This is a genomic window from Sphingobium sp. TCM1, assembly GCF_001650725.1.
In the GTDB taxonomy this organism is placed as follows: domain Bacteria; phylum Pseudomonadota; class Alphaproteobacteria; order Sphingomonadales; family Sphingomonadaceae; genus Sphingobium.
On record NZ_LXVX01000038.1, the window covers coordinates 81,117 to 104,407 of the forward strand.

A 23,291-nucleotide genomic window follows, 5' to 3' on the forward strand; every position below is an offset into this window, starting at 1 on the left:
GCTATTCCAGCGGTTCGCCCGGCCAGGTCTCGGTATCGATCTGCGCCTGCGCGGCCTTGGGGTAGCGTGGCCCCGACACCGCCTCGAAGGTGAAGAGCGCGTCCACCGCCGCCAGCGTCTCGGCGGAGAGGTCGAAGGACAGCGTCGCCAGATCCTCGTCCAGATGGGCGATGCTGGTCGTACCGGGAATGGCGACGATATTGGGGCGGCGCGACAGCACCCAGCCCAGGCTCAGTTGCGCCATGGTGCAGCCCGCGTCCTGCGCGATCGTCCTGAACTGCGCCGCCAATTCCAGATTGCGCGCGAGGTGCGGCGCCTGAAAACGCGGCATGGCGCCGCGAATATCGCCCTTGGGCACGCCGTCCGGTCCGACTCCGCCCGCCAGCACGCCACGCGCGACCGGCGAAAAGGCGACGAAGCCGACGCCAAGTTCCACGCAGGCGTCCAGCACCGCGACTTCGGCATTGCGCGTCCAGGGCGAATATTCGGTCTGCATCGCGGCGATCGGATGGACGGCGTGGGCGCGACGCAGCGTCGCGGCCGACATTTCCGACAGTCCGATCGCGCCGATCTTCCCGGCCTCGACCGCGCGGACAAGCGCGCCGACGGACTCCTCGATCGGCACATTGGGGTCGAGCCGATGGAGATAATAGAGATCGATATGCTCGACCTTCAGCCGCCGCAGCGAATCCTCCAGCGTCGCGCTGATCGCATCGGGCGATCCGTCGAGGCCGCGCTGCCCGTCCTTGCCCCCCAGCACGCATTTGCTGGCGAGCACGAATGCGTCGCGCCGGTCCATCAGCGTGCGGCCCAGCAGTTCTTCATTGGCGCCAAAGCCGTAGAGCGCGGCGGTGTCGAAGAAATCGACCCCGTGGTCGAGCGCATGGAGCAGCAGTTTTTCCGCCTGCCGCGGTTCCGGCCGGGGCAGATAGGCATGGCTGAGATTCATGCAGCCAAGGCCGATGGGAGACACGGTGAAAGGGCCGATGGCGCGGCGCGACGGCGAGACAGTCATGAGAAGGCGATGATCCTGTTTCCGATCGGGGATGCCACGCCATAGCGAGGCTTGGCCGCCGGTTCCACCCATCATGCGCGCCGGGCGATCATGTTTGGCTGGACAAGCCGGCGACGGACAGGAAGACTGGATCAAGGCCGGCGAAGGAGAGTGCCCCATGCCCAGTGAATCCGACACGCCCTCATCCAGGCGCGCCGCCGATTATCCCCGCGCCGTGCTCGACCTGTTCGACGCCTATGTCCATGGGACGATCGACCGGCGCGGCTTCCTCCAGCAATGCGCGATCCATGTCGGCGGGACCGCTGCCGCCACCGCGATGTTGACCACGCTCAGTCCCGATTTCGCGCGCGGCCAAGTGATCCCGCCCGACGACCGGCGCATCGCCGTCAGCCATGTCGACATCCCGTCGCCCAGGGGCAACGGCACGATCCGCGCCTATGTGGCCCGACCGGTGGGCAGGACCGACGCCAGGCTGCCGGTGATCCTCGTCGCACACGAAAATCGCGGCCTCAACCCACATATCGAAGATATTGCACGCCGCCTGGCCGTTGACGGCTTTCTCGCCGTTGCGCCAGACGCCCTCACCACATTGGGCGGCTATCCGGGCGACGAGGACAAGGCGCGCACGATGTTCGCGACGCTGGACCGCGCGAAAATCCAGGAGGATTTCATCGCCGCGGCTGCACATGCGAAGGGGATGGCGGGCGGCAACGGCCGCGTGGGCGCTGTCGGCTTCTGCTTCGGCGGCGGCATCGCCAACCTGCTGGCCGCGCGCATTCCCGACCTGCGGGCGGCCGTGCCCTTCTATGGCAGCCCGCCGCCGATCGAGGAGGTGCCGGCGATCAAGGCCGAACTGCTCATCCACTATGGCGGCAATGATGCGCGCACCAACGCCGCATGGCCCGGCTATGAAGAGGCGCTGAAGAAAGCCGGCATCCGCTATCGGGCCTTCATCTACGACGGCGCCGAGCATGGCTTCAACAACGACACCACGCCGCGCTTCGACAAGGCCGCCGCCGATCTCGCCTGGGCGCGGACGATTGCCCTGTTCCGACGGACGCTGGGATGAGCGCAGCGCCGGTTACGGCCGGAAGGTCGGTCTTACCGGCCTGAGCGCAGTCGCCGCTGACCGGAATTTCGGAGGCGCTGCTGTCCCCCGATGGTAAGGCGCGTTGATCGCAACCGTCTGGTCCGCAACGCACCCATGGCGTGACCGTCGGCTTCGACTATTGACGTCCCAAAGGGTCGCATCCCCGCCCCGCCGGTTCGGCGGCGGGATATTTTTCTGACCGTTCCCGCTCAGGACAAGGGCGGCGCGCCATAGAAGTCGGCCGCGCCGTCCAGCCGGACGTCGATCCGGTCCAGCAGGAAGCCCGGATCGAGCGCATGGACTCGGATCTCGTGCCTGCCCTCGGCCAGTTGCGGCAACGCGATACCCCTGAAAGCCATATTGCCCAGGACATTGTGCTTCCAGTCCTCGCTGCGCCCGTGCGTCTCGAAATCCAGTATCCGCACCGGGCCGTCATCGACCTGTACCGCCAGACGCAGGCCGTTGGCGGAGGTCAGCGGATGGACCGGAACGGCGACGACGCGCAATTCCGCCCCGGCCTCGTTTCCCGTCTCGAAGACATAGCGCAACGGCTGCGTCTCCCCCGGCGCATCCCGCGACGGAAGGTTCAGTTTCGCGCGCAAGGCAGCCTGCCGCGATCCAAGCCCGGGCACGACTTCCCAATCCTCGTTCATCGCGGCCGGCGACGCCGCGGTCAGGGAAATGGTGCGATCGATCTCGACCGGGGCGGCGGCGTGCCCCGCACGGATGAACCGCCCCGCGACGGCCAGGCGCCTGCCGCCACATTCCAGCGTACCGAAATTGATCGCGCCGCCGCCGTCATAGGACAGGATGATCCGCTGCTGAAAGCCGTTGGCGGCCGTCAGTGCGCCATGTGTCGCCTCGGCCACGATCCCCTTCTGGTCCGCCAGCCGCCACTCGCCGTCCATGCCCCAGCCATGCACGGTCAGCGCGTGGCGCGCCGGGCGCCCCTCGACGAAACTCAGCTCGGCCACATCCAGCCCGCAGCCCGCCTTCCGGGGAAAATCCGCCTTGGGAAAGACCGGCCGGGCGAAGACCGGCAGGTCGCGGGGCGCCATGTTCATGATGCCGCGCCACTTGCCGTCCCGCTGGTCATTATAGGCCGCCGTATCCGCGACAATCCGGTCATGCGCGGCCTCCGCCTCCTGCGCCAGCCGGTTGGCGACGGGCCGGCCCTGCCGGGCATGGAGCGCCGCCAGATCGAGCTTCAGATTGCGCTCGTTCATGCTGGCCGCACCCCGCACCGGATAGAGTATCAGCTGGAAATAGGCATCGCGCCGATCCGCCGGGATGCGGGTCGCCATCGCCTCCGCCCGTGCGACCAGATCGGCATAGCGGTCGATCCGCCGCCATGCCTCGCTTCCGCCGGTGCGGACATGATCGCCGATCCGGATCGGCCGCGTCGGTTCGACCTGGCTGAAACCCATGAACTCCGGCCGCCGCTCCCAGGCCAGATCATAATAGTCCGTCATGATGTCGGCGATGCGGCCCGCCAGCGGCGCGTCGAACTGTCTCGCCAGCCATGTTTCCATATGGGCGCGCGCGCTCTGCCCGAACAGCTCGTGGTCGAACGCCAGATCGAGGAAATATTGGGTCAGATATTCGGCCGGCTTGATGTCACCCACATTCAGCATCCAGATGCGGCGCGCCTCCATCTGCCGGGCGCGCTCCATCTGTTCGCGGATCAGGGCGGGGTGGGTGGTGCCCAGCCAGAGATAATCATGCGGACGCCCCCAGTAGGAAACATGATAATAGACACCCGACCCACCCCGGCGCGCCCGTTCCTGCTCGGTCGGCAACTGGCTGATATAGCCGTAATTATCCTCGGGCCAGACCAGCGTGACATCGTCGGGCACCTTCAGGCCCAGCCCGTACAGGTCCAGCACCTCCTTGTAGAGCGTCAGGGCCTGCGGCACCTGGTCCGCCGGCTTGCCCTGGGCTGCGGCCAGCAGGCCGCGCTGCACGCCGATCGCCTTGGCGAGCGCATCCCGGGCGATACCGGGCGTTGCGGCCCCCTCCATCTCGGAATCATGCTTGCCCCGCAGCCCGACGGTGTAGACATTCTCGAACGGCGCCACCTCCACCGCGCGGACGCGCCAATACTCGATCATGGCGTCGCGATTGGTGAAGAAGTTGAACGCCCCCCGCGCCCTGTCATCCCATTCGCGGACATTATTGCGCATCATCGGTTCGGCATGGGACGTGCCCACGACGATCGCATGATCGCGCGCGGCCTGCGCATTGCCCGCAATCTGGTAGAAGGGCCGGGTGCTGTCATGCATCGCCGGCCAGATGAAATTGGCCTTCAGCCGCCACATCAGTTCGAAGATGCGGGCATAGGTCTTGGGCCCGATATCGCCCGTCTCCGGCTCGAATGTGCGCGCCGCCCAGGGCTGCAATCCCCAATCCTCGTCGTTGAGGAAGATGCCGCGATAATGGACAGATGGCGCCTTCGACAGGCGATGGCCGCCATCGACCGCCAGCCTTTTCCGCCTCTGCGGCGCCACGTCCGCCCACCACTCCCAGGCCGAAACGCCCATCTCGCGCGTCAGATCCACCATGCCCCAGATCGCCCCGCGCACGTCCGACCCGGCAATCACCAGATACTGGCGGCCCGGATGGCTGCGAGAGGGCACGAGGACGCGGACATGACGCTCCCACTCGCCATTCAGCGAATCAAGATCCAGCCCACTGTCCCGCACGACCGCATCCATCACCGCCGATCCCCTGTTCCCGATGACGATGCACAGGGTCGCGCAATCCTGCAGGTCCGCCGACCGGCGCGGAGCGATCCCCGTCACTTTCAGCAGGTCGCGGGCAAGCATGGCCGCCGCCAGTTCCAGCGGCCTGTCATCGGAATGGATCACCGTGGCGACCTTCCGGCCGTCGAACAGCAGCGCCTCGCGGGCGGATGCGGGCGTACTGCTCAGCAAGGCCACGACGCTCAGGGCGACGCCGATCCCGCGCCTGACAACCGCTTCCTGCATCCCCTGTTTCCCTCTGCTCGTTCGGCATGGACTGCCAGTTCAAAAGCTAAAACACTTCATATACTTTCTCAATGTGAACCGACATTCCACATGATAAACTTTCAGGGCGGCCAGGCGATCGCCACACCGACCATGCGCCACATGTCGGTGCCGAACTTCAAAACACATGTTGCAAACGTTTGCCTAATGCCTTATCGCGCTGTTGGAGCAGATTGCGAACGGCCGCTCCCCGGTCCGTATCCAGCCTGATTTCCACCTTGGGGGAGGATGTCGCCAAGACTGCACGCTTGGGGGCATCCTCCTCCCCACGAGAGGACGCCGTCTATGGCCACAGACTGGACCGCCGCGCATGTCGGCGCGATTTCCGCCGCTCCACCGGCTTCGCAACTGATCGACGCCGGGGATTTCACGCGCATATCGCCCGCTATCGACATATGGGACGCATGGCCGGTGCAGCAGCGCGACGGCACGCCCCTCGTGCTGCAGGACGGCGTCCAGTTGTGGATGGCGCTCGCGGCACCCCATTTCGCCGATCCCGATGAACGCCATGGCCATGCGCGCATCCATCTTTTTCGACATGAAAACGGGCGCTGGGACCATCTTGGTCCGGCGATGCCAGAAGGCTTCTCTCCCGGCAGCCGGGAATGGTCGGGTTCGGCCATATTCGACGAGGCCAGCGCTGAAATCATCCTCTACTTCACCGCCGCCGGCTATCGCGGCGAGACCGAGCCCGGCTTCGCCCAGCGCATGTTCAGTGCCCGCGCCCGCCTGGCGGATGATGGCCGCCTGACCGGCTGGCACGCCCTGACGGAAGTCATCCCGACCGATCCCGCCTTCTACATGCCGACCAGCGGCGGCGGCCAGATCGGCACCATCAAGGCGTTTCGTGATCCCGCCTATTTCCGCGATCCCGCCGATGGCCGCCATTATCTGTTCTTCGCCGGGTCGCTGGCGGGATCGCAGTCCGCCTATAATGGCGTCGTCGGTTTCGCGTCCGCCTCGGCGGACCAGCCCGATCGCTGGACGATCGCGCCGCCGCTGATTTCGGCCGACGGGCTGAACAATGAACTGGAACGGCCGCATGTCGTCCATCATCAGGGGCTATATTATCTCTTCTGGTCGACCCAGCGTCATGTCTTCAATCCCGATGCGGCGACCGGCCCGACGGGCCTGTACGGCATGGTCGGCGATACGCTGGCCGGACCCTGGCGGCCCATCAACGGCAGCGGCCTGGTTTTCGCCAATCCGCCACAAGCGCCTGCACAAGCCTATAGCTGGATGATATTACCCGATCTGTCCGTCACCAGTTTCGTGGACGACTGGGGCAGCGGGACGGAACGCCGGTTCGGCGGCAGCTTCGCGCCCTTTGTCCACTTGCGGCTGGATGGCGACAAGGGAGGCCTGGTGTCATGAATGCAGCGCCGCTGCTGGCGGGAGTGGAATTGGGCGGGACCAAGGTCTTCGTCCTGCGCGCGCGCGGACGCGAAATTTTCGAACGGGAGACGATCGCCACCACCACGGCGGACGAAACGCTGCCTGCCGCCGCCGCGATCCTGCACCGCTGGCAGGCGGAGGAACCGTTCGCCGCGCTGGGCATCGCCTCCTTCGGACCGCTGCGACTGGATCGCACCGCGCCCGACTTCGGCCATATGCTGCCTACGCCCAAGCCGGGATGGGTCGGCGCGGACATCTTTGGCGCCTTGGCAGGGGCCCTGCCTTGCCCCGCGCGCATCGACACCGACGTCAACGGCGCCGCCCTGGCGGAATGGCGCTGGGGCGCGGGCGCGCAATCCAGCCCGCCGTCGGACTGTCTCTGCTACCTCACCATCGGCACCGGCCTGGGTGGCGGCTTCGCCATGCAGGGCCGACCGCTGCACGGCGCGATGCATCCGGAACTCGGCCATATCCAGATCCGTCGCGCGCCGGGCGACGATTTCGCGGGCGCCTGCCCTTTCCATGGCGACTGTATCGAGGGGCTGGTCAGCGGCCCGGCGCTCGCCAGGCGGTTCGGCGCGCCCGGCGACCGGATCGCGGCCAACGATCCCCGCTGGGATCATGTCGCGCATGACATCGCCCAACTGGTCGGCACCCTGCTGCTCACCACGGCGGCGCGCCAGATACTGATCGGCGGCGGCGTCGGCATGGGCCGGCCGGAGCTGATGGACAGGGTGCGGGCCAAGCTGCTAGCGCAGCTCAACGGCTATCTGCCGTTCGTTACCCCGGACAGCATCGCCGCGATCGTCCGCGCCCCGGCGCTGGGCGATCAGGCCGGACCGCTCGGCGCGGTGGCCCTGGCCTGGAGCGCGCTGGAAGGCGTGCCGGAATAGCCGGCCCAACAGACAGGACAACATAGGAAGGCGGAAACGAGGATGCGGATCGGACAGAGCTTGGCGATGACGGCCATGGCCATGATTTTCCTGTCGCCGGCGGCGGGCTGGGCCAAGGTGACGGCAAGCGCGGACGGGCGAACCATGCGGCTGGACGGCGGCGGCGTCACCTATGCGGTGGGCGTGGACGAAAAGGGCTATCTGCAACCGCTCTACTGGGGCGCCGCGCTGGATGCCGCCGCGCCCCTCGCGGCCAGGGCGCCCGGCGAATTGTCGGGCTTCGACCCGGCGGGATCGATCACGCCCCAGGAATATCCCGGACAGGGCGAAGGGCTGGTGAGCGAACCCGGCATCAAGGCCGTGTTCGCCGACGGCAATCGCGACCTGGTGCTCAAATATCGCGGCCACAAGGTCGCGGGGGAGACGCTGACCGTGGAACTGGCGGACATCCGCCGGCCGCTGACCGTCACGCTCCGCTACGCGATCGACCCGGCGACCGGCATCCTGTCCCGTTCCGCCAGCGTCCGCAATGGCGACAGCCGGCCGGTCCGGATCGACCAGATGGCTGCGGCCACCTATATGTTGCCCACGGGCGAAGATTATCGTCTTCATTATCTGACCGGCCGCCACGCCGCCGAATGGTCGCAGATGGCCGTGCCCGTCACCCCCGCCCTCACCGTACTGGAAAGCCGCCGCGGTTCGACCGGACATGGCAACCAGCCCTGGTTCGCCATCGGCCGGGACGGCAGGACAAGCGAAACAAACGGCCCCGTCTGGTTCGGCGCGCTCGCCTGGTCCGGTTCCTTCCGCATCGCCGTGGGGGCCGACAATCTGGGCCGGGTACGCATCAGCGGCGGCTATAATCCCTATGACTTCGCCTGGTCGCTCAGGCCCGGAGAGACGCTCGAAACGCCCGTCTTCCATAGCGGCTATACCGCCGGCGGCATGGGCGACGCGTCGCGGCGCTTCCACGCCTTCCAGCGGGCGAACATCATTCCCGGCGGGACCGGGGCAAGGATTCGCCCGGTCCTCTACAATAGCTGGGAAGCCACCACCTTCAACGTGACCGAGGCCGGGCAGATGGCGCTTGCCGAAAAGGCGGCAAGGATCGGCGTGGAGCGTTTCGTGGTCGATGACGGCTGGTTCGGCGCGCGCGACGATGACAAGGCGGGGCTTGGCGACTGGACGGTCAACCGCCGAAAATTCCCCAACGGGCTGAAGCCGCTGATCGACCGGGTCAAGGCGCTGGGCATGGATTTCGGCCTGTGGGTCGAACCGGAAATGGTGAACGTCAACAGCGACCTCTATCGCGCGCATCCCGACTGGGTGCTGAACTTTCCCGATCGGCCACGCACCGAGGGGCGCAACCAGCTGGTGCTCAACCTCGCCCGCACCGACGTGCGCGACCATCTTCTGGCCGTGCTCGACCGGCTGGTCAGCGAAAATGACATCGCCTTCCTCAAATGGGACTATAACCGCAACTGGACGGAGGCCGGCTGGCCCGAGGCCGCAGCGGGGGATCAGCAGCGCTTGCAGGTCGAATATGTCCGCAATCTCTACCATATTCTCGCCGAACTGCGCCGTCGCCATCCGGGGCTGGAGATCGAGGGCTGTTCGGGCGGCGGCGGCCGGATCGACCTTGGCATCATGGGCCTGACCGACCAGAGCTGGACCTCCGACAATACCGATCCCTATGACCGCCTCCTCATCCAGGACGGCTTCACCCGCGCCTATGCGCCCTCGATCATGATGGCATGGGTCACCGACAGCCCCAATTGGGGCAACGGCCGGGAAACGAGTCTCGACTATCGCTTCCTGTCCGCGATGCAGGGCAGCCTGGGCATCGGCGCCAATCTGGATCATTGGCAGGACGCCGACTTCGCGACCGCGCGCAAGTGGATCGCGGCGTACAAGAGCATCCGGCAGACCGTCCAGCGCGGCGACCTGTATCGCATCGCCTCACCCCTGCCCGGCACGGCGACATCCGCCACCGTCTATGTCTCCCCCGACAAGGGTCAGGCCGTGCTCTTCCAGATGCTGCACAGCTCCCTGTTCCGCGACAATGTGGCGGCGATCACGGTCGAAGGGCTGGACCCCGCGCGCCGCTACCGGGTGCGGATGCTCGACGGCGCGGCGCTGCCGGACGGCGTGCCGGCCCAGGCGAGCGGCGTCTACTGGATGGAACAGGGGCTGAAGGCGAAGCTGAAGGGGGATTATAAGGGCGCGGCCTTCCTGTTCGACGCCGTTCGCTAGTGGATTGATTTTGACATTTGCATCCCTTGGCGGCCGGGATCGGTCTGCAAATGTCAAAATCGTAAAATCCACTAGAATCCATGATTTCCAGTGGTCCTGAAAAGAGTCTGACATTCGACTGTAACCTGGGTTCAAACGGTATCGAATGTCAGGATCGGACCACTAGAAGCGCGGCGTCCGCACGTCGAAGGCGATCGACAGCCGCTCGCCATCGTCGAAGGGGATGGTCCCGTGCCAGAGCGTCGAGGGGAACAGGACCAGTCGCCCGACGCCCGGCTCGATCGCGCTGAAGGGCGCCAGATCCAGGCCGAGTTCCGGCGGCGGCGTCCCGAAACGCAGCCACCCCGCCGGCGCCATGCCCAGCATCGCCGGTTCCGGCAACGACACATAGAGCGCCGAACTGATCCAGCCGGCGGGATGGCTGTGCGCGGCATGATAGCCTTGGGCGCTGAGCCGCACCGACCAGCTTCCCGCGAACATCACCTCTCCGCGCGGTGTCCCCAGCAGCGGATGCCCCGGTTCGGGCGGCGGCAGCGCGTCGACATAGTCCCTCGCCGCCGCCTCGATCGCGGATCGTACCTGGCGGACGACCGGCTCATGCCGGAACAGCAGCGGCCTGTCCGTCTGGGTGCCGCCGCGCACCGACTGGTCGGGATAGGGCGCCGCCGCGCCATGGAGCGTGCGCAGCAGCGCACCCAGTTCCTCCAGTGCCACCATGTCCAGACCAATCTGGCTGACGCTGATGAATTGCTCCGGCCGATCCAGCCAGGATGCGCGATCATCCCCCAGCAGTCGCCAGCTCAGGGACAGATAGGGCCAGAACAGCGACGCCGCCGGCGTGCCGATTTGCGCCCATGCCAGCCCGGCCGCCCGGTCCGGCGCGCCGCAGCGCAGCGCATGGCGCACCTGCGCCAGCATCAGGCCGGGATCGCCACTCGCGGCATGGCCATCGAACAGGTCGGGCCGATCCTGCGCCTCGCCCGATTCGGCCGCGAGATAGAGGCCCGCGACCTCGATCGCGGGCGCATCCCCGCACGCCCGCCTTGCCTGCGCCAGCACGTCGCGCGCGCCCGCCCAGTCCTTCGTCTTGGCGCGCCAATGGAACCACGCCATCCAGAGCGCCAGATTGCGCGGCTGGAGCGCCGCCGCCGCCGCGAAGCCGCCATCCTCCCGGCCCTTGATGCCGCACAGCCGGCCCAGCGTGGCCCGATAGGCCTGTCCCTCGACCCAGCCGGGGCGGTCGGCCAGCGCCCGGTCCAGCAGCGCCAACGCCCCGGCCCCCTCACCCTCAGCCGCGAGCGCGCCCGCCTGCCCCCGGATCAGTCCCGGATCGTCCGGCGCCAGCCGGCGCGCGGCCGCGAAATCGGCCGCGGCGGTCCGCCCGGTCTCGTAGCGCAGCTGCGCGATCAGCGCCTGCGCGCGGGCATCATCCGCCGCTCGCCGGACAGCCTCCTGCGCGGCCCGCAGCGCCGCCTCGTGCGACTGCTCCTCGCGCAGCAGCAGCGCGCGTAGCCAATGCAGCCGGGCCGAGTCGGGCCACCGATCCGACAGACGATCGAAGCAAGGCAGCGCCCACGCCGCCGTTCCGGCGCGCAGCGCGGCAAAGGCCGCAGCCTCGGCTTCGATCAGCCACGCCGCCGCATCCGCCGCCCTGAAAGACGGCTGTCGCGCCGCAAGGTCTGAAAAAACCGCGTCTTTCTCCACACCGACCCTCCCCACGCCCCGACCCGTCAGCCTGTTTGCCGGCCATGATATACGGCGTCCGACGCGACATCGCCAATTTAATCTGCAAACGTTTGCATAAATCCGTTGCAAAGGTTTGCAGATGAGCCTATCAAGAATCCGTCACCGACCGCAGACAATGCGCGGCGGCCTTTCCTGGAGGGGATCATGAAGACTCATTTTCGCTACACCTGCATTTCCACCGCCGCCCTGGCCATGGCGTGCGTGACCGCGACCGGCCACGCGCAGGATGCGGCGCCCGCCGAAGCGCAGGCCGCCGAGCAGCCCGCCCCTGTCAGCGGCGAGGATATCGTCGTCACCGCCGCGGCGGGCGACAAGTCCCGCTTCCGTTCGTCCATCTCCGTCTCCCAGATCAGCCAGGACGCGATCCAGAATTTCACGCCCCGGTCGGAAGCCGAAGTGCTGCGCTCGATCCCCGGCCTTCAGCCATCGGACACGGCGGGCCCCGGCGGCAACGCCAATATCGGCGTGCGTGGCATCCCCGTCTCCACCGGCGGATCGGAATATGTCGCGTTGCAGGAGGACGGCCTGCCCGTCACCCTGTTCGGTGACATCCAGTTCGGCAACAACGACTATTGGCTGCGCTTCGACCAGAATGTCGAGCGGGTCGAAGCCGTGCGCGGCGGCTCCGCCTCCACCTTCGCCAGCCAGGCGCCGGGCGCGGTCGTCAACTATATCAGCAAGACGGGCGACAAGGAGGGCGGCGCGATCGCCCTGTCCAAGGGGGTCGGCTTCCGCGAGACCCGTATCGACTTCGACTATGGCGGCCCGATCAGCGACACGCTGCGCTTCCATGTGGGCGGCTATGCCCGCGAAGGCGGCGGCCCCACCAACGAGGATTTCAACGTCCTGCGCGGCTATCAGGTTAAGGCGAACCTGACCAAGGATTTCGACGACGGCAAGGGTTTCATCCGCTTCCATTTCAAGCGGCTTGATGAACATGCCCCGACCAACACCACCATGCCTTCGCTCGTGACGATCGACGGCAACAAGATCACCGATTTCAAGCCGCTGCCCAATTTCGACGCTCGCGACGGGTCGACCTATTCCATCTACAACCGCCAGTTCCAATATGTGAATCGCGACGGCCAGCTCTCCACCGCCGACATGAACGGCATCCATCCCAAGGTGACGTCGGTCGGCGCGCAGTTCCACTATGAGCTGAGCGACCTGCTGACGGTCGACAATAATTTCCGCTATACCGACATGAGCGGCAGCTTCACCACGCAGTTCCTGAACGTTGCCACCACCGCCAGCGTGCTCGGGTCGACGGTGAACGGCCAGACCGTCGGCGCGATCCGCTACGCCGCCGGCCCGCAGCTGGGGCAGGCCTATACCGGCACCTATCTCAACAATAATCCGAACATCAACACGCTGATGAAGGACATGGGCAGCATCGCCAACAATCTGGCGCTGACGGGCAAGTTCGATGTCGGCGCGGGCCGGGTCACGGTCCAGGCCGGCTGGTTCCACATGAGCCAGAACATCGTCCAGGACTGGCATGTCAATCGCCAGTATAGCGCGCTCGAAGGCGAAAATCCGGCCCCGCTCAATCTCTTCTCGACCACCGGGGTTCAGCTGACGGCGGCGGGCCAGGCCGGCTTCAACGACAATTGGGGGCCATGCTGCGCCCGTACCGTCGACCTCAAATATACCGACGACGCGCCCTTCCTGTCGGTCAATTATTCGGGCGGTGGGTTCGATCTCGACGCCAGCATCCGGTACGACCGGGTGCGGGGCGAAGGCACGGCGCAGGCCGGCGTCCCCGGCCCGGACTATGTCGTCAGCGACGAAACGGGCACCGCGACCCTGCCGTCCATGCTGCCGGGCGGACCGATCGAGCGGATCAACTACAAGCGCAGCTACACCAGCTGGTCGATCGGCGCGCTCTACGCGATCGACGGCAACAACAGCATTTTCGCCCGCGTCAGCCGGGGCGGCCGCTTCAATGCGGATCGCCGCACGCTGGGCGGAAATTTCAATGCCGACGGGTCGCTCAACAGCCAGGGCGCCAGCACCGCCATCAATTTCCTGAACCAGCAGGAAATCGGCGTGAAGCATCGTGGCTATGTCGGCGGGTCGGGCAATTACTCGGTGGAAATCACCGGCTTTCGCTCGACCCTCACCGAAAACAACTATGACTTCACGCGGATCAACAATCCTCCGCCGAACAACGACCCCAATATCTCAAATGATTATCGGTCCTGGGGTATCGAACTCACCGGTCGTCTCAACATCGACAAATTCCATCTCGCGGTCGATGCGACATGGGTGAATCCCAAGATCAAGGACAGCGCGACCGCCGCGCTGGTCGGCAACCGGCCCGGCGGCATCCCCAAGCTGACCTACCTGATCTCGCCTTCCTATGATGCGGGCCTGTTCGCGGTCGGCCTGTCGGCCAGCGGCCAGACGAGCGCGCCGAACGACGACTTCAACCTCTACACCGTGCGCGGCACGACCTTCTTCAACGGCTTCATCAAGGTGCGGCCGGTGGAAAATCTGGAACTGGGCCTCAACGCCAACAACATCTTCGACACGCTGGGCTATCGCGGCGGCGGCCAGTTGCTGCCGATCAGCGCGACGAGCGGCATCTTCCAGAACAGCGCGGTCTATGGCCGCACGGTGACGGCCTCGATCCGCTACAACTTCTGACCTCTCCGACGCCGGAGCCGGGCCGTTCTCCTCCCCCAATTCGGGATCGGCCCCTCCGGACGATACTGGCCCGGTTCCTCGTGAACCGGGCCTTTTCTTGTTTTGGGGGAGCCGGGTCAGCTCGATTCGCGCACGATGATGTCCGGCGCGATCTGGATCGATTCCGGCTGCTCACCCGCCAGCCGCTGGCACAACAGGTCGACCAGCAGCGCCGCGCCGTGCTGAATGTCCTGCCTCACCGTCGTCAGCGGCGGATTGGCCAGCCGGGCCAGGGGGACATCGTCGAACCCCACCACCGACATCTGGTCGGGAACGCGGATGTCCCGTTCGGCGGCCGCGGTGATGACGCTCATTGCCGTCACGTCCGAAGCGGCGAATATCCCGTCGGGCCGATGCCCCGCCGCGAAATAGTCGGCGGCGACGCGATAGCTCGCTTCGGGCGTCACATGGGCATGGACCAGATCGACCTGCCCCCGCACATCCTCCGGCAGCGCCGAAAGGAACCCTTCATACCGCGCGGCGAACTCGGGCACCGCAACATTGCCGAAATAGGCGAGCCGCCTGCGCCCCCGCTCCAGCAGATGCCGCGCCGCCAGCCTGCCGCCCTCCTCATTGTCGGTACCGACCGTCAGATAGCGGTTGCGCGCGGCGTAGGCGCCCCAGATGACCATCGGGCTGTAATGGGCCGCCGTACGGTCCAGCACCGCGCCCTGGTCGGACTGGCCGATGATGATGACGCCGTCGACACGGCCGCCGCGAATGAAAGTGTCGAGCCAGTCGTCCCCGGTCGGCAACACGCGCGACAGCAACAGGTCATAGCCCCTTTCGGTCAGCTCGTCCGCCAGGAAGCCCAGCATCGCCATGAAGAAGGGATCGGACAGATGTTGTCCGCGCTCATGGCCCAAAGGCAGTAGCACCGCGATCGCGCCGGTGCGCCCGAGCCGCAGATTCTGCGCCGCGACATTGAGCTGGAAACCATGGCGGGCGGCCAGATCCTGGATGCGTTGCCGCGTATCCTTGTTAAGCGCTCCCTTCGATGTCAGCGCGCGCGAGACGGTCGATACCGAAACGCCCGCGATACGCGCGAGATCGGTGATGCTCTTCACCGGGCCATCAGATTTATCCGTCATGCCCTTCTTCTAAGGCCATGAACGACATAGGACAATCCGCCGCCGCGAAGCCGATCAGGCACGAACGGCGCGGCCGCGGACGATCAGCGTCGCCGCGCCCGCCGCGATCATCATCACGCCCGCCATGGTGAGGATGTTGCGCGGATCGCCGCCCAGCAGGGGGCGGTAGATGACCGGCACGATCAATGTCTCCAGCAGCATGGGAATGACAATGAACATGTTGAAGATGCCCATGTAGACGCCCGTGCGTTCCGGCGGGATGCTGTTGGCCAGCATCACATAGGGATTGCCCATCATGCTCGCCCAGCCGATGCCGATGCCGATCATCAGCAGGAACAGCTGCCCATGGCTGTCCGCCCCCGGAATGGCCAGCATCGCCGCGCCCGACAGGGCGACCGCTCCGGCATGGATATATTGCGGGCCGATGCGGCGGCTGAGCGGCACCATGGCAAAGGCCGACAGGCAGGCGATGGCATTGTAGAAAGCGCCCGCCTGGCCGGTCAGCAGCACCGCCTGGCGAAAGCCGCTGCTCGCGGGATCGGCGGTGTCGAACAGGGCGCGCGCCAGCGCGAAGCTGATGAACTGCCAATAGGCGAACATCGCGAACCATTGCAGCAGCATCGACAGCGCCAGCTGGCGCATGGGCGCTGGCATTTCGCGCACTGCGGCGACGAAATCGCGCCACGCCGTACCCGGCGACAGCCGGTCTTCCTGCATCCGTGCGATCTCTTCCGGCGCCAGCGGCAGTTCGGGCACCCGCAGCACCGACCACAGGATGGTCGAAATGGAAATCACCGCGCCGATCAGGAAGGCGATGCGGGTGATATCGGGAATCCCGTTCGCATCGACCAGGTCGGCGCTGAATCCCCACCAGACCAGCAGCGACGGCGCCAGATAGGACAGGGTCTGGGCGAGGCCCGTAAAGGCGCTCTGCGTCAGGAAGCCGAGTGATCGCTGCTCCTCGTTCAGCCGGTCGCTGACATAGGCGCGATACGGTTCCATGGTGATATTGTTGGCCGCGTCCAGAATCCAGAGCAGGCTGGCTGCGAACCAGAGCGTCGGGCTGTAGGGCATGAGCAGCAGGCCCAGGCTGCACAGCACAGCGCCGATCAGGAAATAGGGCGTGCGTCGCCCCCAGCGGCTGACCGTCCGGTCGCTCAGCGCGCCGACGATCGGCTGCACCAGCAGGCCCGTCACCGGCCCGGCCAGCCACAGCAGCGGCAGGCTGGCTTCATCGGCCCCCAGATAGCGATAGATCGGTCCCATATTGGCCTGTTGCAGGCCGAAGGAAAACTGGATGCCGAAAAAGCCGAGATTCATCTCGACGATCTGCAGGAGGCGCATCCTCGGCTTGCCGGCTCGATCCCGCATATGATCCTCTCTCCTGTCGTCGCCGGCTTGGTCCCGGATTCGGCCAGCATATCGGCTCGATACCGTTTACGCAATCGTTTGCTGAGAATTTACCCGGATGGAAGTTATCTTCGCTGCAACTGTCCATGTCGCTGTCGGACTTTCGCCGCCGACCGCCGCCATGGACTAGCGGGATCGGCCCTAATCATGCGATAATGGCGCATCATGCTCACCGTTCGCCAGATTGAAATGTTCCGCGCCGTCATGATCACCAAGACGATCAGCGGCGCGGCCCGGATGCTGGGCACTTCCCAGCCGGGCCTCAGCCGGATGCTGGCCCATATGGAGGACCGGCTGAATTTCCGGCTGTTCGACCGGACCCGCGGCCGGCTGGTGCCGACGCAGGAGGCGCGCACGCTGTTCGAGGAAATCGAGCATATCTACAAGGGGTTCGATGACCTCGCCCATGTCATCCGCCGCCTCGCCAAGGGAGAGGACAGGCTGTTCCGCGTCGGCGCTTCCCCCTCGCTCGGCCATTCGATCGTGCCGCCCATGCTCGCGCGCCTGACCGCCAATTATCCGGGGCTGACCATCCAGTTCGACATCTTGTCGGTCGAGCAGGCGGCGGACTATCTGGCGTTGCAGCGGGGCGACTATGCGCTCACCGTCTTTCCGATCGACCACCCCAACATATTGTCCAGCCGGATCGGCACGGGGCGCATGGTGTGCGCGGTCCCCAGCAGCCATCCGCTCGCGGGCCGCGACCGCATCAGCGTCGCGGAGATAGCGGACGAACAGCTACAGTCCTTCCGCCCCGACACGCCGCATGGCCGGGCCATCGCCGACATGTTCGAGCGGGCGGGACGCGAGATCCAAGTATCCACCTATATCCGCTTTGCGGAAACCGCCGTCGCCTTCGTCGCCAACGGCATGGGAATCGCGCTGGTCGACAGCTTCACCGCGATGCAGCCCCATGCCGACACGGTCCGCTTCCTGGAGTTCGACGATCCCGGCGTCCTTCCGGTCTATATCAATCGCAATCTGGAATCGCCCCGCGCGATCATCGGCGAGACGTTCGAGGAGATCGCCCGGACCATCCTGCTCTCGCTCCGCTCCGCCAGGACATAACATAAGAGCATAGAGAACATCGTTTCATATAGTGGAAAATACCTACCGGTCAGACGATGAAGGCACACCCGCAGAATAGAAGCCGACAGGCCACCGGGCTGGTTTTCAGAGCAGGGGCTCAATGCCCCGAGAGGATGAAAGGCGTCATTTCCATGGCCAGCTATTCCGCCACCGGCAGCGTCTCCGTGCGGCCCTACGTCACCGTTGACAGCGCCCCGTCGCACGGTTCCGATTCCAGCTGGACCGGGCGCCAGATTCTGGTTGTCGCCATCTGCTTCATCCTCAACATGCTCGATGGCATGGACGTGCTGATCCTGTCCTATGTCGCCCCGGCCCTGTCCGCCGACTGGGAGGTCAGCCCTGAAAGCCTGGGCGTCGTATTCAGCGCCGGCCTCGCCGGCATGGCGGCTGGCGGTTTGCTGATCGCACCGCTGGCTGACCGCTTCGGCCGCCGCAGGCTGATCCTCGCCTCGCTCGTCATGATGACGCTCGCGATGTTCGCATCGGGCGTCGCCACCTCGGTCTGGCAACTGATCGCCAGCCGCTTCGTCGTGGGCATCGGCATCGGCACGGTGCTGGCCAGCATGGCCGCGCTGACCGCCGAATATGCCCCCGCCCGGCATCGCACCTTCGCGGTGGGCTTCCTCCAGGCCGGCTATCCCGTCGGCGCCACCATCACCGGCTTCGTCGTCGCCAGCCATGTCGGCACCCATGGCTGGCAGGCGATGCTGCTCGGCGCGGCCGTGCTCTGCGCCATCGCCATTCCCTTCGTCTGGCTGTTGCTGCCCGAATCCATCGCCTTCCTCCTCAGCCGCCAGCCCAAGGGCGCGCTCGACAAGGCGAACCGCCTGCTCGCCTCGATCGGCCAGCCCCGGCTGGACGCTCTGCCTGCGCAAAATGGCGGCGAAACGCGCCACGCCGGCGTGCGCGGACTGCTGACCGAAGGCCGCGCGCCCAGCACGATCCTTCTTTGGCTGGCGATCATCTTCGCCTTCATGACGCTGTATTTCGTAATCAGCTGGATCCCCAAGCTGGCGGTGGAGGCCGGCCTGCCGGCGAAGGACGCCATCTATGCCGGCGCGATCTACAATATTGGCGCCTTCGTCGGCACCTCCTCGATCGGACTCGTCGCGATGCGCTTCGACCTGCGCAGGCTGATCCTGGTCTATATGGCCCTCGCCGCCGCTGCCCTGGTTGTGTTCGGATCGGTCGCCATGCCGCTCGCGGCGACGCTGGCCACCGCCTTCCTGATCGGCGTGTTCGTGCAGGGCGGCTTCAACGGCTGCTATCCGCTGGCCGCCAGTCTCTATCCCCCCGAAGCGCGCGGCACCGGCATCGGCTGGGCCATGGGCGTCGGCCGTATCGGCGCGGTCATCGGCCCGATGCTCGGCGGCTTCCTGCTGGCGGCCAAGGTATCGCTGCCGGTGATCTTCGGCATCTTCGCGGTGCCGGTGGTGCTGGCCGGCATCTGCGCAGCGATGATCCGCCTGCCCAGGGCCGCCTGACCCCGACCTTTCTCAAGGAAGATATTTCATGTTCCAGCAACCCGTGCGCGATGCGGGCCGGCCCCGCGCGTCCATCCTCTGCGGCCTGATCGGCAGCGGCATCGCCGGATCGCGCAGCCCCGAAATGCACGAGACGGAGGCCCGCGCCCTCGGCCTGACCATGGTCTATCGCATCCTGGACGGCGAAGTGATGGGCTATGGCGCCGCCGACCTGCCACGGTTGCTGCCCATGCTCGGCGCTATGGGCTTTGACGGGCTCAACGTCACGCACCCCTTCAAGCAGGATGTGATCCCCCTGCTCGACAGCCTGTCGGATGCCGCGAAGGCGCTGGGCGCGGTCAACACCATCCTGTTCCGCGACGGCCGGACGCATGGCGACAATAGCGACTGGTCGGGCTATCGCGCCCACTTCCTCGCTGGCCTTGGCGATCGGCCGCGCGGGCGGGTCGCCATGATCGGCGCCGGCGGCGCGGCGGCGGCAGTGGGCTACGCCCATCTCGATCTCGGCGCGGCGCGCCTCGCCATCTTCGATCCGGCGCGGGACCGCGCCGTGACCCTCGCCGATCGGCTGAGCTACCTCTTCCCGACGGCCGACGTCAGCGTGGCGGCCACGGCGGCCGAAGCGATCGCCGGCGCGGACGGCGTCGTGCAGGCCTCGCCGATCGGAATGGAGAGCCACCCCGGCCTGCCCTTCGACCCCGACCTGTTGACCCCCGACCAATGGGTGTCGGACATCATCTATTTCCCGCTCGAAACGCCCCTGCTCGCGGCCGCCGCCGCCAAGGGCTGCGCAACGCTCAACGGTGGCGGCATGGCGGTGATGCAGGCTGCTCATGCCTTCGCCCGCTTCACCGGGGTCGAACCCGACAGTGCGCGCATGATGGCCGATTTCGATCATGCCACGCAGCGGAGCGCCCGCGCATGATCGCCGATACGCCACCCGCCATCGTTCAGCCGGTGCAGGTCGCCGTCGCCGCCGTCGCGCAATCCGGTCCGCCCGCCGGCCCCCAGACGCCGGCTCCCGAACCCGTCACCCGGCCCGGCTGGCGCACGCATCTCAAGGACAAGGGGGTTACACTCACCTTTTCCTATGTGTCGGAAAGCGCGGCTTCGATCAGCGGCGGGCAGGACCAGGGGGCGGCCTATACTCAGCAATTGCTCGCCTCCGCCGTGGTCGACACCGAAAAGACGTTCGGGCTGGAAGGCGGCAAGCTCATCGCCACGATCATCCACCGCAAGGGAGAGGATCTGACCGCCACCCGCATCGGCAATCTGTTCGAGGTGCAGGAATTGTTCGGCGGCGGGCAGGATCTGCGTCCGGCCGAACTGAGCTACGAACAGCAGCTCAATGGCGGGAAGACCGCCCTGAAATTCGGCCTCTATCATACCGGCGACGATTTTGCGACGCTGCCCTCCGGTTGCCAGTTCCAGAATTTCGCCTTCTGTCCGCGCCCGACCACGCTCTTTTACAATAGCGGCTTCTCGGGCTTTCCCATCCCCCGCTGGGGACTGCGCGCGCGGCAGGAGATCGCCCGGAACCTGACCGTCACCGTCGCCGCCTTCGAGGTGAACAGCATCCGCGCCCAGACCGGCAATGGCTGGAAGCTGGCGCCCCGCTTCGACAGCTTCGTTCTGCCGGTCGAACTGGGATGGAAATTCGGCCAGCAGGAAGGCGGGCTGCCCGGCCTGATCCGCGTCGGCGGGCTCGTCGACACGACCGACCGCGCCGATGTTCGCGACGACGTCAATGGCAACAGCTATGTGCTTTCGGGCCTATCGCCCGCCATGCGGCAGGAACGCTGGAGCGCCTGGATCATGGGCGAGAAGATGATTGCCCGCTTCGGCGCGGGCGATCGCGGCCTGGCTCTGTTCGGCACCATGACCCTGTCCGACCGGCACACCGCCCGCGTCCCCTTCTTCCTGAGTGGCGGCTTCGTCGCGCGCGGCCTGTGGGACAGCCGGCCCAAGGACAATTTCGGCCTTGGCCTGGTCTATGCCCGCGTCAATCCGCGCATCTCCGACCGGCAGCGCGACCAGCAATCGCTGGGCCAGTCCGTCGACGTGCAGACATGGGAAGCTAGCGGTGAGATTTTCTACGGCTGGCAGGCGACGCGCGAACTGCTGTTGCGCCCGAATCTGCAATATATCCACCGCGTGGGTGCCACCAGCCGCCACGCCGATGCTGTCGTGGCGGGGCTGACGGTGAAGCTGATCCTGTAATCGCGAAGGGTCGTGGACGTCAGTCCACGACCATGTCGTCCCGGAAGCGGTTTTGCGCTGCCAGCCGGACGCCGGCATTGGGCGCGCCATAGCCGACATAGCCGGGCGTTCGCTGAACGAACTCGAAGAAGAACAGCTTGTCGAAGGCGCGGCTGTAAAGCTGCCAGAAGCCGTTGCCGTCCGCATCCTCGTCATAGAGGATGCCCAGTTCCGCCATGCGGGCGACCGTCGCATCGTCGAACCCGAAGCGGGCCGCCAGGTCGGCATGATAATTGGCCGGGATCGTCAGCATCGCCGCGCCGCTGTCGCGCAACGCCTGCGCCGTTGCGAATATGTCGTCGGTGGCGATCGCAACATGCTGATAACCGCCACCTATGCCCTGCCCCAGGAATCGCGACGACAAGGTTTCGCGGGCATCGGAGGCGTTGAGCGTCACGCGAAACCCGCCATTGGTCGATTGCATTGCCTGGCTGTGAACCAGCCCCGAGGGGTCGATCACATCCTGTGCCGCCTTGGCCTCCAGCCCGAACAGAGCGCGCCAGTAGAGTTGCCAGGAGAGGAACTCATCCTCATGCACCACCGCAGCCAGATGATCGAAACCACGAGCATGGACGGGCGCATCCGGTTCGACATCGAGCGCCACGAACTCTCGCGCCCAAAGCCCTTCCACTTCATTGTCGTCGATCAGATAGACCAGGCTGCCGCCGACGCCCCGCAACGCCGGCATCGCCATGCGGCCCGGACGTCCTTCGGGACTATAGGCCTTGATGCCCAGCGCCGCCGCGCGCGCCAGGACTGCCGCCTTGTCCCCCACCCGAACGCCGATGGCGCAGATGGAGGGGCCATGGGCGGTGCGATAGGCGCTGGCAAAGCCCTTCGGCTCGGCGTTGACGACGAAGTTGACGCCGCCCTGGCGCCAGCGCGTCACCTTCTTGTGCCGATGCTCGCCGGCAAGGGTGAAGCCCAACGCCGCGAACGTGCTGCCAAGCCGGGCCGAGCTTGCGCCATCGGCGGTGAACTCCACGAACTCCGCCCCCAGCATCGGCTGCGGTGCGGGCATCGCCGTCTCCCGGCCCAGCAGCCGCAAGGCCGCGTCGCGCACATAGTCGAGCGAGCGCCTTCCGTCCTCCGCCACCAGCGCGGCGCTGTTGGACCGGAAGCGGTCATTGAAGATTTCCAGCGACAGCGGCCCTTCATAGCCGGTGCGCAGGATCTCCGCGACATAGGCTTCGACATCCAGCCCCCCCTGGCCCGGCAGATTGCGGAAATGACGGCTCCAGTAAAGCAGGTCCATGTCGAGCAGCGGCGCGTCGGCCAGCTGCACGAAGACGATCTTGTCGCCCCTTATGGTGCGGATGCTCTCATTTGGAATACCGCGCGACAGCGAATGATAGCTGTCGAGGATGATGCCGATGTTCGGATGATCGACCTGCTCGACGATCGACCAGACATCGCGGTGGTCGAAGACATGCCGACCCCAGGCCAGCGCCTCGTAACCGACCAGGATGCCGCGCTTTGCGGCGCGGTCGCCCAGTTCGCGGAAATCATCGACGATCCGCTCCCGCTCGCCCAGCGAAGCGGGCGAGCAGTTGGAGCAGACCAGAATGCGGTCCGCGCCCAGTTCGCCCATCAGGTCGAACTTGCGCTCCGCCCGGTCCATCGCGCGCTGGCGCAAGGTACCCGGCATCCCCTCGAAATCACGGAACGGCTGGTAGAGCATACAGGCAAGGCCGAGATCATCGAGCATCCTGCGCACATCGCTCGGCGACAGCGACGACCCGATCAGGTCATTCTCGAAAATCTCGACGCCCGCAAATCCCGCCGACGCCGCCGCGCGCAGCTTTTCCTCGAGCGTACCCCTGAGCGAAACGGTGGCAATGGCGTTGGACAT

At 66.2% G+C, this 23,291-nt stretch carries 15 protein-coding genes; 9 read left to right on the plus strand and 6 right to left on the minus strand.

Going from position 1 to position 23,291, the window contains the following annotated elements; translation table 11 throughout:
- Position 1 precedes the first annotated feature (1 nt).
- Positions 2 to 1,015, minus strand: coding sequence for an aldo/keto reductase (locus tag A7Q26_RS19700; protein WP_066863767.1), 1,014 nt, complete (start codon positions 1,013 to 1,015; stop codon positions 2 to 4).
- 157 nt (positions 1,016 to 1,172) lie between these two features.
- Between A7Q26_RS19700 and A7Q26_RS19705 the strand changes: the two genes are divergently transcribed.
- Positions 1,173 to 2,084, plus strand: coding sequence for a dienelactone hydrolase family protein (locus A7Q26_RS19705; RefSeq protein WP_066863294.1), 912 nt, complete (start codon positions 1,173 to 1,175; stop codon positions 2,082 to 2,084).
- Positions 2,085 to 2,314: 230 nt separating this feature from the next.
- Here the strand turns inward: A7Q26_RS19705 and A7Q26_RS19710 are convergent, their stop codons facing one another.
- Entirely contained in the window at positions 2,315 to 5,092 is a 2,778-nt protein-coding gene (locus tag A7Q26_RS19710; RefSeq protein WP_066863298.1) for a glycosyl hydrolase 115 family protein, read from the minus strand.
- A gap of 324 nt (positions 5,093 to 5,416) precedes the next feature.
- On the opposite strand from A7Q26_RS19710, the gene A7Q26_RS19715 reads away from it, so the two are divergent.
- The 3 genes from A7Q26_RS19715 (at position 5,417) to A7Q26_RS19725 (ending at position 9,672) form a co-directional block, all read left to right on the plus strand.
- Positions 5,417 to 6,505 carry a glycoside hydrolase family 68 protein gene (locus A7Q26_RS19715; protein ID WP_066863301.1) on the plus strand — a complete coding sequence of 363 codons (1,089 nt, stop codon included), beginning with the start codon at positions 5,417 to 5,419 and terminating at the stop codon, positions 6,503 to 6,505.
- A complete protein-coding gene (locus tag A7Q26_RS19720; protein ID WP_198162994.1) occupies positions 6,502 to 7,419 on the plus strand; it encodes an ROK family protein in 918 nt (305 codons plus the stop codon). The genes A7Q26_RS19715 and A7Q26_RS19720 overlap by 4 nt, the downstream gene beginning before the upstream one ends.
- Positions 7,420 to 7,485: 66 nt before the next feature.
- Positions 7,486 to 9,672: an alpha-galactosidase gene (locus A7Q26_RS19725; RefSeq protein WP_232313879.1), complete on the plus strand. Its 2,187-nt coding sequence runs from the start codon at positions 7,486 to 7,488 to the stop codon at positions 9,670 to 9,672.
- A 162-nt stretch (positions 9,673 to 9,834) separates the two neighbouring features.
- Here A7Q26_RS19725 and A7Q26_RS19730 read toward each other — a convergent pair whose 3' ends face one another.
- Complete coding sequence (locus tag A7Q26_RS19730; RefSeq protein ID WP_066863304.1) at positions 9,835 to 11,376, minus strand: 2OG-Fe(II) oxygenase family protein; 1,542 nt, start codon at positions 11,374 to 11,376, stop codon at positions 9,835 to 9,837.
- A gap of 186 nt (positions 11,377 to 11,562) precedes the next feature.
- Here A7Q26_RS19730 and A7Q26_RS19735 point away from each other — a divergent pair, with 186 nt between their 5' ends.
- Positions 11,563 to 14,067: a TonB-dependent receptor plug domain-containing protein gene (locus A7Q26_RS19735; protein WP_066863307.1), complete on the plus strand. Its 2,505-nt coding sequence runs from the start codon at positions 11,563 to 11,565 to the stop codon at positions 14,065 to 14,067.
- Between the two features lie 116 nt (positions 14,068 to 14,183).
- Here the strand turns inward: A7Q26_RS19735 and A7Q26_RS19740 are convergent, their stop codons facing one another.
- Positions 14,184 to 15,197, minus strand: coding sequence for a LacI family DNA-binding transcriptional regulator (locus A7Q26_RS19740; protein WP_066863310.1), 1,014 nt, complete (start codon positions 15,195 to 15,197; stop codon positions 14,184 to 14,186).
- Positions 15,198 to 15,251: 54 nt separating this feature from the next.
- Positions 15,252 to 16,568, minus strand: coding sequence for an MFS transporter (locus A7Q26_RS19745; protein ID WP_066863313.1), 1,317 nt, complete (start codon positions 16,566 to 16,568; stop codon positions 15,252 to 15,254).
- 204 nt (positions 16,569 to 16,772) lie between these two features.
- On the opposite strand from A7Q26_RS19745, the gene A7Q26_RS19750 reads away from it, so the two are divergent.
- The 4 genes from A7Q26_RS19750 (at position 16,773) to A7Q26_RS19765 (ending at position 21,400) form a co-directional block, all read left to right on the plus strand.
- Entirely contained in the window at positions 16,773 to 17,675 is a 903-nt protein-coding gene (locus A7Q26_RS19750) for a LysR family transcriptional regulator (protein WP_066863316.1), read from the plus strand.
- Between the two features lie 152 nt (positions 17,676 to 17,827).
- Positions 17,828 to 19,180 carry an MFS transporter gene (locus A7Q26_RS19755; protein ID WP_066863319.1) on the plus strand — a complete coding sequence of 451 codons (1,353 nt, stop codon included), beginning with the start codon at positions 17,828 to 17,830 and terminating at the stop codon, positions 19,178 to 19,180.
- A gap of 28 nt (positions 19,181 to 19,208) precedes the next feature.
- The gene (locus A7Q26_RS19760; protein WP_066863322.1) at positions 19,209 to 20,105 is read left to right on the plus strand and encodes a shikimate dehydrogenase; all 897 of its coding nucleotides are present in this window, start codon (positions 19,209 to 19,211) and stop codon (positions 20,103 to 20,105) included.
- Positions 20,102 to 21,400 (plus strand): carbohydrate porin, encoded by a 1,299-nt coding sequence (locus A7Q26_RS19765; protein ID WP_066863326.1) that lies wholly within the window; start codon positions 20,102 to 20,104, stop codon positions 21,398 to 21,400. Before A7Q26_RS19760 ends, A7Q26_RS19765 begins: the two co-directional genes overlap by 4 nt.
- 19 nt (positions 21,401 to 21,419) lie before the next feature.
- On the opposite strand, the gene A7Q26_RS19770 is transcribed toward A7Q26_RS19765, so the two are convergent.
- Positions 21,420 to 23,291, minus strand: a complete 1,872-nt coding sequence (locus A7Q26_RS19770) for a bifunctional sugar phosphate isomerase/epimerase/4-hydroxyphenylpyruvate dioxygenase family protein (RefSeq protein ID WP_066863329.1) — start codon at positions 23,289 to 23,291, stop codon at positions 21,420 to 21,422.

Coding starts and splice junctions, on each gene's coding strand:
- A7Q26_RS19755 (WP_066863319.1), top strand. CDS start 17,828: ATGGCCAGCTATTCCGCCACCGGCAGCGTCTCCGTGCGGCCCTACGTC.
- A7Q26_RS19700 (WP_066863767.1), bottom strand. CDS start 1,015: ATGACTGTCTCGCCGTCGCGCCGCGCCATCGGCCCTTTCACCGTGTCT.
- A7Q26_RS19745 (WP_066863313.1), bottom strand. CDS start 16,568: ATGCGGGATCGAGCCGGCAAGCCGAGGATGCGCCTCCTGCAGATCGTC.
- A7Q26_RS19710 (WP_066863298.1), bottom strand. CDS start 5,092: ATGCAGGAAGCGGTTGTCAGGCGCGGGATCGGCGTCGCCCTGAGCGTC.
- A7Q26_RS19740 (WP_066863310.1), bottom strand. CDS start 15,197: ATGACGGATAAATCTGATGGCCCGGTGAAGAGCATCACCGATCTCGCG.
- A7Q26_RS19750 (WP_066863316.1), top strand. CDS start 16,773: ATGCTCACCGTTCGCCAGATTGAAATGTTCCGCGCCGTCATGATCACC.
- A7Q26_RS19770 (WP_066863329.1), bottom strand. CDS start 23,291: ATGTCCAACGCCATTGCCACCGTTTCGCTCAGGGGTACGCTCGAGGAA.
- A7Q26_RS19765 (WP_066863326.1), top strand. CDS start 20,102: ATGATCGCCGATACGCCACCCGCCATCGTTCAGCCGGTGCAGGTCGCC.
- A7Q26_RS19705 (WP_066863294.1), top strand. CDS start 1,173: ATGCCCAGTGAATCCGACACGCCCTCATCCAGGCGCGCCGCCGATTAT.
- A7Q26_RS19760 (WP_066863322.1), top strand. CDS start 19,209: ATGTTCCAGCAACCCGTGCGCGATGCGGGCCGGCCCCGCGCGTCCATC.
- A7Q26_RS19725 (WP_232313879.1), top strand. CDS start 7,486: ATGACGGCCATGGCCATGATTTTCCTGTCGCCGGCGGCGGGCTGGGCC.
- A7Q26_RS19735 (WP_066863307.1), top strand. CDS start 11,563: ATGAAGACTCATTTTCGCTACACCTGCATTTCCACCGCCGCCCTGGCC.
- A7Q26_RS19720 (WP_198162994.1), top strand. CDS start 6,502: ATGAATGCAGCGCCGCTGCTGGCGGGAGTGGAATTGGGCGGGACCAAG.
- A7Q26_RS19715 (WP_066863301.1), top strand. CDS start 5,417: ATGGCCACAGACTGGACCGCCGCGCATGTCGGCGCGATTTCCGCCGCT.